Consider the following 11,978-nt stretch of genomic DNA (forward strand, 5'->3'; position numbering starts at 1 on the left):
ACCCGGGAGTGGGTCGATAGCGCCGCAGCCCGCGCTCATGTCTCTACGGCCCGTGTAATCGAGGCCTCGAAAGGTAAGAGACCTTGAAAGGGCTGGCTTTCATAACAACTCCTTGTTACCCAATGAGAATTGCTCGCAATTTGATCCGTTCGACTTCTCGCGGTCAAGTGCCTTGCACGATGCCTGAGAACTGTTCTGCGCCTGTCGAGGGCCGGTTTTCCCCGCCGTGGCGAGGCGGGAGGGTGGCGACGATCGCCATGCTTTCGCTGACTCGGGCATTCGCTCGGGAGGGCGGTCGAGCACAATGGTCTGGCCAGTGGCCTTCCAAACATAGTCGAAGCGATGCCGGTCTGGATGGCCGGATGCGTGGCAGGCAGGCGCTGGTGCCGGATGGCGTGCGGCAGGTGGCGGGCTTCGCCGCGCCTCTCGCAGGCGCGCGGCGAGCCCCGGCGGAGGCCGGTCAGAGGAAGGTGAAGATGTCTTCGGCAGGCAGGCGCGACTTCGGCAGTTTGGCGTTGAAGTCGTCGTCGCTGCGATAGCCAAGGCTGACGATCACCACGCTGGTGAAGCCGCGTTCGCGCAGGCCCAGTTCTTCGTCGAGCCTGGCGAAGTCGAAGCCCTCCATGGGCGTGGCGTCCACGCCGAGGGCAGCGGCGCCGAGCAGCAGGGTGCCGAGGGCCAGGTAGACCTGCTTCTCCATCCAGTGCTGCAGGTCCTTGCGGTCGTAGCGGTGCAGGTTGACGTAGGAGCTGCGCACGTTGCCCTGGCCGGTCTTGCCCTCCGGATTGGCGAAGCGGCCGTCGAGATCCTCCCGGTTGAGCACGGCCTTGAGGTGGGCCGCGTCCAGGTCGGTGCGGGCGCAGAGCACCACGACGTGGGAAGCATTGAGGATCTTCGCCTCGTTGTAGGCGTAGCCGTCTTGGGTCGCCCTGGCGATGCGGGCCTTGCCTTCCTCGCTGGCGGCGATGACGTGGTGCCAGGGCTGCGAGTTCACCGAGGACGGGCTGTAGCGCAGCAGGGTCTGCAACTCCTCCATGGTGCTTTCGGGCACCTTGTGGCTGGGGTCGTAGGCCTTGGTGGTGTAGCGGGTCCTGGCGGCGATGGTGATGGTCAAGGTTCGTTCTCCTGTCGAGATTTTCCAAAGGTGCTCGGCGGTCTCCGCTCCCGCCTCGGGCGCGGTGAGCGTCTGGCTGGATGTTCGACCGTGCAGCTTTCCATGAAAAGCCGCAAAATCAGCCAACACTTTCTCTCAAGGAGTGAAAATGATCCGCCTGGAGGATCTGGCCCTGTTCGTCCGTTCCGCCGCCCTCGGCAGCTTTTCCGCCGCCGCACGGGAGGTCGACCTGCTGCCCGGGCAGGTCAGCGCGGCGATCAAGCGCCTGGAACGGGATCTGGACATCCGCCTGTTCGCCCGCTCGACACGCAGCCTGCGGCTGACCGCCGAGGGCGAGCAGTACCTGCCCTATGCCGAGCGGGTGCTGGAAACCCTGCGCGAAGGCCACGAGCGCCTGCACCGGGAACGGGCCGGGCTGCAGGGGCTGCTGCAGGTCAGCGCGCCCTCCGACCTGGGGCGCAACCTGCTGCTACCCTGGCTCTCGGAGTTCTGCCGCGATCATCCGCGGCTAACCCTGCGCCTGCTGCTGTCTGACCAGGTCGCCGACATCTTCCGCGATCCCATCGACGTGGCGATCCGCTACGGACCCATGGAGAACGCCAGCTTCGTCGCCCTGCCGCTGGCGCCGGACAATCGCCGGGTGCTGGTGGCCGCGCCGGATTACCTGGCGCGCAGCGGGCGGCCGCACACGCTCGACGAACTGTCCGGGCACGCCTGCCTGGTCTATCTGCTGGGCGGGCGGGCCCACGACAAGTGGGGATTCGAGGAGGAGGGGCGCCGGCGGGTGATCGCGGTGCGCGGGGTGCTGCTCAGCGACGACGCCGACGTGGTGCGCCGCTGGGCCATCGCCGGGCACGGCATCGCCTACAAGTCCTGGCTGGATGTGGGCGAGGACGTGGCTGCCGGGCGTTTGCAGGTGCTGCTCGGCGATTGCCCGGGCGAGCTGGCGCCGCTGCATCTGGTCTGTCCGCACCGCAAGCAGTTCTCGCCGGCGGTCCAGCAGTTCCACGCTCTGCTCAAGAGTCGTTTCGCGGAATTGGGCGAGCGCCTGCGGCGGCTGGCCGAGGCGCCCTGAGCGTTCAGCGGTTCACATCCACCACGAGCCGTCCGCGCACCTTCCCGGCGAGCAGCTCGCCGGCCATGGGGATGGCCTCGTCCAGACCGATCTCGCGGGTGATCTCGTCCAGCAGCGCCAGGTCGAGGTCGCGGGCCAGGCGTTCCCAGGCGGCGATGCGCTCCGCGCGGGGACACATCACGCTGTCGATGCCGGCCAGGGTGACGCCGCGCAGGATGAAGGGCGCCACCGTGGCCGGAAAGTCCATGCCCTGGGCCAGGCCGCAGGTGGCGACGGTGCCGCCGTAGCGGGTCGCGGCGCAGGCGTTGGCCAGGGTATGGCTGCCCAGCGAGTCGATCACCCCGGCCCAGCGCTCCCTGGCCAGCGGCCGGCCGGGCTCGGAGAGCGTGGCGCGGTCGATGATCTCGCCGGCGCCGAGTTTCTTCAGGTAGTCGGCCTGTTCCGGCCGGCCGGTGGAGGCCACCACCTGGTAGCCGAGGCGGGCGAGCAGGGCGACGGCGAAGCTGCCGACTCCGCCGTTGGCGCCAGTGACCAGGATCTCGCCCTGTTCGGGCGTCACGCCGTGGCGCTCCAGGGCCAGCACCGAGAGCATCGCGGTGTAGCCGGCGGTGCCGACGGCCATCGCCTGGCGAGCCGTGAAGCCCCGGGGCAGAGGGATCAGCCAGCGGCCGTCCAGCCGCGCCTTCTGCGCCAGCCCGCCCCAGTGCTGCTCGCCGACGCCCCAGCCGTTGAGCAGCACCTGATCGCCGGCCTTGAAGTCCGGGCTGGCACTGGCTTCGACCGTTCCTGCAAGGTCAATCCCCGGCACCATCGGGAATTTGCGCACCACCGGCCCCTTGCCGGTGATCGCCAGCGCGTCCTTGTAGTTGAGCGTGCTGCAGTCCACCCGCAGGGTCACATCGCCCTCGGGCAACTGCGCCTCGTCCAGCGTAGTGCTCCGCGCCCGGTAACCCACCACGTCGTCCTTCTCGATCAGGATCGCCTTGAACATGCCGCCCTCCAATTGGACCGTCTGTCTATAAATGGGTGAAAAAACCGGCCGGAGCGCCATTGCGCACTTTCCGGCCGCCTAAGAGTCCCGGCGTGACGCAGGACACCCGGCGGCAGAATATAGACTGATCGTCTTTTATTGCAATCGGCAATGGCTGCGTGGCTGGCGAATGCGGATTCATCCTTTCCCATGACGAGGATGCATGGTGCCGTCTTGCAGGTCTTTTTTCCATAAATCGGAAATCATGGAAGGGGAACGGCTTCACCCAGGAAATGTCCCGCGTCCAGAAGAAATCAATCGCCAATCAGACAAAAGGGGCAGGCCGGCGCGGGCCGCTGTCGCCGGCTCCGGCGGCGAACTAGGCTTTGCCCTGTCACCCAGGCCGCTGCCGGAGGCGCTGGCAGGCGGCGAAATTTCGCACCCGGAGTGGAGAACATGCAGCAGGAAACCTACGAAATCGCCACCATGCTCCGCAGCGAGCTCGAGCTCGCCATCGACTGGGCGGCGCGGGAGGGCTGGAATCCGGGCCTTCATGATGCGGAGTGCTTTCATGCGGCCGACCCGCACGGCTTCCTGATCGGACTGTTGAACGACGAGCCGGTCGCGACGATTTCGGCGGTCAGGTATGGCGACTCGTTCAGCTTCATCGGTCTCTACATCGTCAGGCCGGAATACCGTGGCAAGGGCTACGGCAAGCAGGTCTGGCTGGCGGCGATGAAGTATCTCGAAGGGCGCAACATCGGCCTCGACGGCGTCGTCGAGCAGCAGGACAACTACAGGAGGTCCGGCTTCCGGCTGGCCTATCGCAACGTGCGCTACGAGGGGCAGGGCGCCACCGCCGCGGCCGGGTACTCCGGCGAGTTCGTGGGGCTGGCCGAGCTGCCGTTCGAGGTGGTCGAGGCCTACGATAAGGGCTTCTTTCCCGAGCCCAGGCCGGAATTTCTGCGCAGCTGGATCAACCAGCCCGGCTGCACGGCACTGGGCATCCTGCGCGATGGCCGCCTGGCCGGCTGTGGCGTGCTGCGCCGCTGCCGCTCCGGATACAAGATCGGCCCCCTGTACGCCGACAGCCCGGCGCTGGCGGAGTCGCTGTTGCAGAGGTTGCGCGCCGCCGTCGGCAGCGGGGAGTCCTTCTATCTGGATGTGCCAGAGGTCAACCGGGCGGCGGTCGCGCTGGCCGAGCGGCACGGCATGAAGGTCGTGTTCGAGACGGCGCGGATGTATACGGGAGCCGATCCGGCGCTGTCGCTGGACCGGCTGTACGGGGTGACGACCTTCGAGCTTGGCTGAGGGCGCTGGCGCCTCGCGCTACGCCGGCTTGCCGGCCTCCTTCTGGCGCATCCGTTTCGCCCGCGCCTCGAGGCCGAGATAGACCAGGCTGGCGATCAGCAGCGGCAGCAGGTAGTAGATCGCCCGGTAGCCGAGCAGCGCGGCCAGCAGGCTGTCACGCCCGACCTGCTGGTGGAGCAGGGCGACGAATACCGTCTCCAGCACGCCGAGGCCGGCGGGGATGTGGGTGAGCACGCCGGCGATGCTGGCGATCAGCAGGGTGCCGAGCACGCTGCCATAGCCGACCTGCTGCAACAGCAGAGTGTAGATGACCAGCGCCATCAGCAGCCAGTTGCCGGCGCCCAGGGCGAGCTGGCACAGCGCCAGACGCAGGCTCGGCAGGCCGAGCGAATGGCCGCGCACGGTCAGCACGCGGCGCCGGGAGATGGCGCAGAGCAGCAGGTAGAGCCCGGCCAGGAGCAGCAGCACCAGGCCCAGGACCTGCAGGCTGCCCTGGCCGATCGCCCAGTGCGCGGGCGGGCGCACGCTGCCGCTGGCGAAGACCAGGCCGGCGAGCAGCAGGTAGGCGATCCAGTTGGTCGTCAGGCTCAGGCTGTAGATCCGGGTGATCTGCAGGGAGGACAGGCCGAGGCGCGAGTAGAGCCGGTAGCGCAGGGCCAGGCCGCCGATCCAGGCGCCGAGGTTGAGGTTGAAGGCATAGCAGACGAAGGTCACCGCCAGCACCTGGCGCCGGGGCAGGTGATGGCGGGCGTAGCGGCGTCCGAGCAGGTCGAAGCAGCTGTAGAGCAGGTGGCTGGCGGTGGCGAAGGCCAGGGCCGTCAGCAGGGTGCCCGGGCGATAGCCGGCCAGCGTGGCGAGGACGTTGCTCCATTCGATGGTGCGCGCCAGGCTGAACAGCAGCCAGGCCATCAGCAGGAAGAAGGCCCAGAGCAGCAGGCGCCGGGCGAACGGCCAGTGGCGGCGCAGCCGCGCGGCGAGGGCCTTCATGGGCTGGGCCGGCGCAGGTCGTTGCCGCCATTCGGCGGAGGGTAGCCCTGCAGGACTTCCACCTTCGGGCTGTGCGCCGGCAGCCAGCCGACCCAGGCAGGAAAGTGGCTGAGCGCGTGGTAGGCGAGGAAGGCCAGCGGCATGCGCCACCAGGTGTCGCGGGCGATCTTCTCCCTGGTCATGAGGCGGCAATGATTGAGCCGCAGCCGCTCGAGCCGCTCGCTCAGCTCCTGGTTGAAGGCCCGGTCGCGAATGATCACGTTGGCCTCCAGGTTGAGCGACAGGCTCAGCGGATCGAGGTTGCTCGAGCCGACCGTGGCCCACTCGTCGTCGGCCAGCGCGACCTTGCCGTGCAGTGGGCGCTCGCAGTATTCGTGGATGTCCACGCCGTCCTTGAGCAGGTACTCGTAGAACAGGCGCGCCCCGAATTTGGCGATCGGCATGTCCGGCTGGCCCTGCAGGATCAGCTCCACCCTGACGCCGCGCCGCGCCGCCCGGCGGATCTCCCGCAGCAGGCGGTAGCCGGGAAAGAAATAGGCGTTGGCGATCACCAGCCGGTGCCGCGCCTGGCGGATGGCCTCCAGGTACTGCTCCTCGATGTCGTTGGTGTGGCGGCGGTTGTCGCGGGTGACGAACAGGACCCGGGCCGTTCCCTCGGCCGCCATCGTCTGCTGCTCGTCGGCGCCGTTCCGGGCGCGGTGGCGGCGCCACCAGAGCCGCGACGGCTCGGTGGCCGCGATGCTGGCGAGGGCGAAGCGGTGGATGTCGCGGGTCACCGGGCCGATCACCTCGACGGAGTAGTCCTGCTTGGCGGTCGGGCCGAAGTCGCCCAGGTGGTCGGCGGAGAAGTTGATGCCGCCGATGAAGGCGCGGGCGCCGTCGATCACCACGATCTTGCGGTGCAGGCGGCGAAACAGGTTGAGGCGCATGCCGAACCGTCTCGGCCGCGGGTCGAACATGCGGATGCGGATGCCCACCTCGGTCATCGCCGCGACGAATTCCGCGGTCAGGTCCGCCGAGCCGAAGCCGTCCACGGTGATCTCGATGCGCACGCCGCGCCGCGCCGCGGCGATCAGTTCGCGGTGCAGCTCGTTGCCGACCTTGTCCTCGAAGAGGATGAAGGTCTCGATGAGGATTTCCTGGCGGGCCTGGCGAATGGCCTCGAACACCCGGGGAAAGAATTCCTCGCCGTTTTCCAGCAGCCACAGGCGGTTGCCGCTTCGCCAGGGATGGCTCATAGGCGCACCTCCGCCGCGAGGGGCAGGTGGTCGGAGAGGTGGGGCCAGGGGGTGTGGGACAGAACCCTGGCAACTTGGGGAGTGGCGTTGCGCAGGTAGATGCGGTCCAGGCGCAGCAGCGGCAGGCGCGCCGGGAAGCTGCGCGCGCAGCGGCCATGGCTGTGCTCGAAGACCTCGACCAGGCCGCAGCGGCGCAGGCAGGCGCTGGCGCGCAGGCGCCAGTCGTTGAAGTCCCCGGCGACCAGGATGCGCGCCTCGGCCGGCAGCGAGTCGATCAGTTCGCAGAGCAGGCCGAGCTGTTTCTGCCGGTGGCTTTCGAGCAGCCCCAGGTGTACGCAGATGGCGTGCACCTGGGGCTGGCCCGGCACCTCCAGTTCGCAGTGCAGCAGGCCGCGGCGCTCCGGCCCGGGGAGGGAGATGTCGAGGTTGTCGTAGCGCTGGATGGGATACTTGGAGAGCACGGCGTTGCCATGGTCGCCGTCCGGGTAGACGGCGTTGCGGCCGTAGGCGAAGTCGCCCCACATGCTGTCGGCGAGGAACTCGTACTGCGGGGTTTCCGGCCAGTTGCGATGGCGCCGGGCATGGCGCTCGTGGGTGCCGAGCACCTCCTGGAGGAATACCAGGTCGGCCGAGACGTCGCGCACCGCCTCGCGCAGCTCGTGCAGGATGAAGCGCCGGTTGAGCGCGGTGAAGCCCTTGTGGGTGTTCACCGTGAGGAGGTGCAGCGACTCGACGCGCTGCCCTCCGTTCAGGGGTTGGCTCATGGGCCTGGCGCCCCGCTCAGCGCCGTTCCGGCCGTGGGCTGATGGAGACCGGATCGCTGGCGGGGAAGGTTTCCTCGATACCTTCGTCGAGCAGGTCGTCCATGCCCATCACTTCCTCCTCGCTGCCCGTGCCGCTGGGCTGCATCTGCTGCGGATGCAGCTCGACCTTGATCCAGCCGGGCTCGCGCCGGTCGAAGGCCTTGATGGCGGCGATGGCATCGCTCATCGGCTTGATCTGGGTGAGGATCTTCGCCGGGTCGATGCGCTTGGCCAGGATCAGCTCGATCAGCTTGGGAATATATTTGCGGTGATGGCAGTTGCCCATGTTGATGGTCAGGTTCTTCTCCATCGCCAGGCCGATCGGGAAGCTGTGCGCCTGCGGCGGATAGACCCCGATGATCGACAGGGTGCCGGCCTTGGCCAGGGCCTCGACCGCCCATTCGAGCGCCTGGCTGGGCGCATCGCCCGGATGCCAGTTGCGCCCCTCGGGGTGCGTTCGCGGCGCCACGGCCTCGACTTCCCGGGCGAAGCGTTCTTCCTGTTCGGGGTCCTGGGCCGGGTGGGCGTGCTGGTGTTCGGCATCCACGCCAACCGCATCGATGGCCCGGTCGACGCCGATGCCGTCGGTCAGCCGGCGCAGGGTCTCGACCGGGTCCTCGCGGTTGAAGTCGATGGTTTCCGCGCCCTGCTGGCGCGCCATCTGCAGGCGGTCCGGGCACTGGTCGATGGCGAATACCCGGGCGGCGCCGAGCAGCCTGGCGCTGGCGATGGCGAACTGGCCGACCGGGCCGCAGCCGAACACGGCGACGGTGTCGCCGTCGCCGATCTCGGCCATTTCCGCGCCGAAGTAGCCGGTGGGAAAGATGTCCGAGAGCAGGATGGCCTGATCGTCGCTGATCTCGCTGGGCAGCTTGACCAAGCCGATGTTGGCGAAGGGAATCCGCGCCTTCTCCGCCTGCAGTCCCTGGAAGGGCCCGCTCTGCGCCGGGCCGCCATAGAAGGCGGTGCCGGCTTCCTTGCCGTTGGGGTTGGCCATGTCGCACTGGGCGTAGTAGCCGGCGCGGCAGTAGGAGCAGTTGCCGCAGGCGATGGTGGAGGGGATCACCACGCGATCGCCGATCTGCAGGTTGCGCACCTCCGCGCCCAGTTGCTCGACGATGCCGACGCCCTCGTGGCCGAGGATGGTGCCCGGGCGCATGCCGCCGACGGTGCCGCGAATGAAGTGCAGGTCGGTCCCGCAGATGGCCGAGGCGGTCAGGCGGACGATCGCATCGGTCGGTACTTCGATGTGGGGTTCCGGTACATCATCCAGGCGAATGTCGCCGATGTCGTGGAAAACTACTGCTTTCATGGGCACCTCCCCGGAGGGTAGTCGGTTGGCTGCGCCGTCAGTGCGCCTGTGTCACGCCCTGCAGCACGGTATCGCTGACCGAGGGGTTGTGGCATTCGGCGATATTGCCCAGCGAGACCACGCCGACCAGGCGCTTCTCGCGGCTCATCACCGGCAGGCGGCGCATATGGATGTCGGCCATGTTCTCGGCGACATGCTGCACGTCCTCGTCCTCGAAGCAGTAACAGACGTTGGGGGTCATCACCTCGCGTACCAGGGTGTCGCACTCCTTGCCCTTGGCCACGGCACGGATGGCGATGTCGCGGTCGGTCAGCATACCCACCAGACGATCGCCTTCGTTGACCAGCAGGGCGCCGCAATCGATCTTCTCCATCAGCGCGGCCGCCTCGCGCATGCTCTGGTCGGCGCGAATGGTCCGTACGTCGCGGGTCATGATGTCTTGAATTTTCATGGTAATGCCTTCCTCTCTGGTTGATGAAAGCAGGCCAGGTCACCACTCGGCCAGGCCAGTCGAGGTACTGTGGTACCTATGAAGTCAAGACTGAATCCAGGGGTGGGGGTTCCCGTTTTTTCGCGAGCGGTGCGGGGAACACCTGGCTTCAGGAGGGCCGGTGGCTGTTGCGGATCAGCTCGAACAGCAGGAGCGAGCGGCCGGTGACGCCGTACTGGCTGCCGAAGGCGAAGCGCTCTTCGTCCGCGGTCGGCTGGTGGGTGTCCACTAGGCGTTTCCAGCGGCTGCCCTGGGGCACTGCGGGGAGGTGGAAGTTGACCAGGTCGTAGTGGGCATTCACCACCAGCAGCAGGGTGGCGTCGGCGCCGGCGCGGCGGATACCGGTCGGCTGGGCGCGGCCGTCGAGCAGCATGCCGAGGCAGCGGTTGTGCTCTTCCTCCCACTGTACGATGGTCATTTCCGTTCCGGCGGGATTCAGCCAGGTGACGTCCTTGACCCCCAGTGCCTCGTTGAAGGCGCCGACCAGGAAGCGCCCGCGGCGCAGGATGGGAAAGCGCAGGCGCAGGCGGATCAGGCGGCGCACGAAGTCCTGCAGGGACTTGGCCTCCTCGCCGAGTTCCCAGTCGATCCAGCCGATCTCGCTGTCCTGGCAGTAGGCGTTGTTGTTGCCGTGCTGGGTGCGGGCGAACTCATCGCCGGCGACGATCATCGGCGTGCCCTGGGAGAACAGCAGGGTGGCGAAGAAGTTACGCATCTGGCGGAAGCGCAGGGCGCGGATCTCCGGGTCGTCGCTGCGGCCTTCGACGCCATGGTTCCAGGACAGGTTGTAGTCGGTGCCGTCCTGGTTGTCCTCGTCGTTGGCCTCGTTGTGCTTGTCGTTGTAGGAAACCAGGTCGTTGAGGGTGAAGCCGTCGTGGGCGGTGACGAAGTTGACCGAGGCGAACGGCCGACGGCCGCGCTGGTTGTAGAGGTTGCCGGAGGCGGTGAGGCGTCCGGCCATGTCGGCCAACTGGTTCTCGTCGCCCTTCCAGAAGGCCCGCACGGTGTCGCGGAACTGGTCGTTCCATTCCGCCCAGCCGGGCGGGAAGCCGCCGACCCGGTAGCCGCCCGGACCGCAGTCCCAGGGTTCGGCGATCAGCTTGGTCTGGCGCAGCACCGGGTCCTGGCGGCAGGCGACCAGGAAGCTGTGGCGCTCGTCGAAGCCTTCCGGCCGGCGGCCGAGGATGGTCGCCAGGTCGAAGCGGAAGCCGTCCACGTGCATCTCCGTGGCCCAGTAGCGCAGCGAGTCGGTGACCATCTGCAGCACGCAGGGGTGGGAGAGGTCGAGGGTGTTGCCGGTGCCCGAGTCGTTGATGTAGTAGCGCCTGTCGTCGGGTATCAGGCGGTAGTAGGTGGCGTTGTCGATGCCGCGCATGGAGAGGGTCGGGCCCTGCTCGTTGCCCTCGGCGGTGTGGTTGTAGACCACGTCGAGGATCACCTCCAGGCCGGCATGGTGCAGGTGGGCGACCATTTCCTTGAACTCCTGGATCTTGCCGCTGGCCAGGTAGCGCGGGTGCGGGGCGAAGAAGCCGATGGTGTTGTAGCCCCAGTAGTTCTTCATGCCCTTTTCCAGCAGGTGCTGGTCCTGGACGAAGGCATGCATCGGCAGCAGCTCGATCGCCGAGACGCCAAGCTGGCACAGGTAGTCCAGCACTGCGGGCTCCATCAGCCCGGCGCAGGTGCCGCGCAGCCCTTCGGACACGCCGGGGTGGCGCATGGTGAAGCCGCGCAGGTGGGTTTCATAGAGGATGGTGCGGTCCCAGGGGGTCTGCACCGGGCAGTCGCGGCCCCAGGTGAAGGCCGGGTCGATGACCTTGCTCTTGGGCACGTAGAGGGCGCTGTCGCGCTGGTCGAAACTGAGGTCGGCGTCCGGGTGGCCGATGGTGTAGCCGAACAGGGATTCCGACCAGCGCAGCTCGCCGACCAGCTGCTTGGCGTAGGGATCGATCAGCAGCTTGTTGGGGTTGAAGCGGTGCCCGGCATCCGGTGCGTAGGGGCCGTACACCCGGTAGCCGTAGACCTGGCCCGGATGGGCGTCCGGCAGGTAGCCGTGCCAGATCTCGTCGGTGTATTCGGGCAGCTCGATGCGCTCCAGTTCGGTCTGCCCGGACTCGTCGAACAGGCAGAGCTCCACCTTGGTGGCGTGGGCGGAGAACAGGGCGAAGTTGACGCCCAGGCCGTCCCAGGTCGCGCCCAGGGGAAAGGGCAGGCCCTCGTGGATGCGCGAGGGGATTTTCACCTGAGGGGCGGCGCTCTTCTGAGGGGCAGGGGTCTTCCTGTGCCGATCCATGCTTTATTCTCCGACGGCTGAGAGGGAGTTCTGCGCTCCGTTTCAACGCTACGCTGCCGTGCGAGCCGCGGACGATCCGCCGCTTGAAGCCTGCCGTTCAGGGGCTGGTCGGTCGCGGGCGGGTGGCGCGCGGCTTTTTCACCGCCGGCTTGGCCGGGATCTCGCCGTTGGCCGCGGAGGCGACCGGCACCGGCTTGGCGACCGGGCCGGCCTTGCGCGTGGCCGCCGGCTTGCGGGACCGGGACTGCGGAGCGCTGGCCTGCAATTCGGACTCGGCCAGTTTGCAGGCCATGTGCCAGTGGCGTTCCTCCTGGCCCTCGGGACAGCCTTCGGATTGCCAGATCTGATAGGCCAGTTCGCGGATACGGTGTTCGTTGCTCGTCATTCC

General features: G+C 67.7%; 11 protein-coding genes. 2 read left to right on the forward strand and 9 right to left on the reverse strand.

Annotated elements, in window-relative coordinates; genetic code table 11:
• Nucleotides 1-460: 460 nt before the first annotated feature.
• On the reverse strand, nucleotides 461-1,114 hold the full coding sequence (gene nfsB, locus EV691_RS17855) for an oxygen-insensitive NAD(P)H nitroreductase (protein WP_131298773.1): 654 nt from the start codon (nucleotides 1,112-1,114) through the stop codon (nucleotides 461-463).
• Between the two features lie 148 nt (nucleotides 1,115-1,262).
• On the opposite strand from nfsB, the gene EV691_RS17860 reads away from it, so the two are divergent.
• Nucleotides 1,263-2,189 (forward strand): LysR family transcriptional regulator, encoded by a 927-nt coding sequence (locus EV691_RS17860; protein WP_131298772.1) that lies wholly within the window; start codon nucleotides 1,263-1,265, stop codon nucleotides 2,187-2,189.
• Between the two features lie 4 nt (nucleotides 2,190-2,193).
• On the opposite strand, the gene acuI is transcribed toward EV691_RS17860, so the two are convergent.
• Nucleotides 2,194-3,180 (reverse strand): acrylyl-CoA reductase (NADPH), encoded by a 987-nt coding sequence (gene acuI / locus EV691_RS17865; protein WP_131298771.1) that lies wholly within the window; start codon nucleotides 3,178-3,180, stop codon nucleotides 2,194-2,196.
• Nucleotides 3,181-3,615: 435 nt separating this feature from the next.
• On the opposite strand from acuI, the gene EV691_RS17870 reads away from it, so the two are divergent.
• Nucleotides 3,616-4,470, forward strand: coding sequence for a GNAT family N-acetyltransferase (locus EV691_RS17870; RefSeq protein WP_131298770.1), 855 nt, complete (start codon nucleotides 3,616-3,618; stop codon nucleotides 4,468-4,470).
• Nucleotides 4,471-4,488: 18 nt separating this feature from the next.
• On the opposite strand, the gene EV691_RS17875 is transcribed toward EV691_RS17870, so the two are convergent.
• From EV691_RS17875 to EV691_RS17905, 7 genes are all read right to left on the reverse strand, one after another.
• Nucleotides 4,489-5,457 carry a lysylphosphatidylglycerol synthase domain-containing protein gene (locus EV691_RS17875; RefSeq protein ID WP_131298769.1) on the reverse strand — a complete coding sequence of 323 codons (969 nt, stop codon included), beginning with the start codon at nucleotides 5,455-5,457 and terminating at the stop codon, nucleotides 4,489-4,491.
• Nucleotides 5,454-6,695 (reverse strand): cardiolipin synthase ClsB, encoded by a 1,242-nt coding sequence (gene clsB, locus EV691_RS17880; protein ID WP_131298768.1) that lies wholly within the window; start codon nucleotides 6,693-6,695, stop codon nucleotides 5,454-5,456. Before clsB ends, EV691_RS17875 begins: the two co-directional genes overlap by 4 nt.
• Nucleotides 6,692-7,459, reverse strand: coding sequence for an endonuclease/exonuclease/phosphatase family protein (locus tag EV691_RS17885; RefSeq protein WP_131298767.1), 768 nt, complete (start codon nucleotides 7,457-7,459; stop codon nucleotides 6,692-6,694). Before EV691_RS17885 ends, clsB begins: the two co-directional genes overlap by 4 nt.
• Nucleotides 7,460-7,475: 16 nt before the next feature.
• Nucleotides 7,476-8,810, reverse strand: coding sequence for a zinc-dependent alcohol dehydrogenase (locus EV691_RS17890; RefSeq protein ID WP_131298766.1), 1,335 nt, complete (start codon nucleotides 8,808-8,810; stop codon nucleotides 7,476-7,478).
• Nucleotides 8,811-8,847: 37 nt separating this feature from the next.
• Nucleotides 8,848-9,261: a CBS domain-containing protein gene (locus EV691_RS17895; protein WP_131298765.1), complete on the reverse strand. Its 414-nt coding sequence runs from the start codon at nucleotides 9,259-9,261 to the stop codon at nucleotides 8,848-8,850.
• A 148-nt stretch (nucleotides 9,262-9,409) separates the two neighbouring features.
• Nucleotides 9,410-11,590 (reverse strand): glycogen debranching protein GlgX, encoded by a 2,181-nt coding sequence (gene glgX / locus EV691_RS17900; RefSeq protein WP_131298764.1) that lies wholly within the window; start codon nucleotides 11,588-11,590, stop codon nucleotides 9,410-9,412.
• Nucleotides 11,591-11,687: 97 nt separating this feature from the next.
• Nucleotides 11,688-11,975, reverse strand: a complete 288-nt coding sequence (locus EV691_RS17905) for a DUF2934 domain-containing protein (RefSeq protein ID WP_131298763.1) — start codon at nucleotides 11,973-11,975, stop codon at nucleotides 11,688-11,690.
• Nucleotides 11,976-11,978: the final 3 nt, after the last annotated feature.

The organism is Azotobacter chroococcum (genome assembly GCF_004339665.1).
In the GTDB taxonomy this organism is placed as follows: domain Bacteria; phylum Pseudomonadota; class Gammaproteobacteria; order Pseudomonadales; family Pseudomonadaceae; genus Azotobacter; species Azotobacter chroococcum.

Coding starts and splice junctions, on each gene's coding strand:
- EV691_RS17860 (WP_131298772.1), top strand. CDS start 1,263: ATGATCCGCCTGGAGGATCTGGCCCTGTTCGTCCGTTCCGCCGCCCTC.
- glgX (WP_131298764.1), bottom strand. CDS start 11,590: ATGGATCGGCACAGGAAGACCCCTGCCCCTCAGAAGAGCGCCGCCCCT.
- EV691_RS17890 (WP_131298766.1), bottom strand. CDS start 8,810: ATGAAAGCAGTAGTTTTCCACGACATCGGCGACATTCGCCTGGATGAT.
- EV691_RS17885 (WP_131298767.1), bottom strand. CDS start 7,459: ATGAGCCAACCCCTGAACGGAGGGCAGCGCGTCGAGTCGCTGCACCTC.
- EV691_RS17875 (WP_131298769.1), bottom strand. CDS start 5,457: ATGAAGGCCCTCGCCGCGCGGCTGCGCCGCCACTGGCCGTTCGCCCGG.
- acuI (WP_131298771.1), bottom strand. CDS start 3,180: ATGTTCAAGGCGATCCTGATCGAGAAGGACGACGTGGTGGGTTACCGG.
- clsB (WP_131298768.1), bottom strand. CDS start 6,695: ATGAGCCATCCCTGGCGAAGCGGCAACCGCCTGTGGCTGCTGGAAAAC.
- EV691_RS17870 (WP_131298770.1), top strand. CDS start 3,616: ATGCAGCAGGAAACCTACGAAATCGCCACCATGCTCCGCAGCGAGCTC.
- EV691_RS17895 (WP_131298765.1), bottom strand. CDS start 9,261: ATGAAAATTCAAGACATCATGACCCGCGACGTACGGACCATTCGCGCC.
- EV691_RS17905 (WP_131298763.1), bottom strand. CDS start 11,975: ATGACGAGCAACGAACACCGTATCCGCGAACTGGCCTATCAGATCTGG.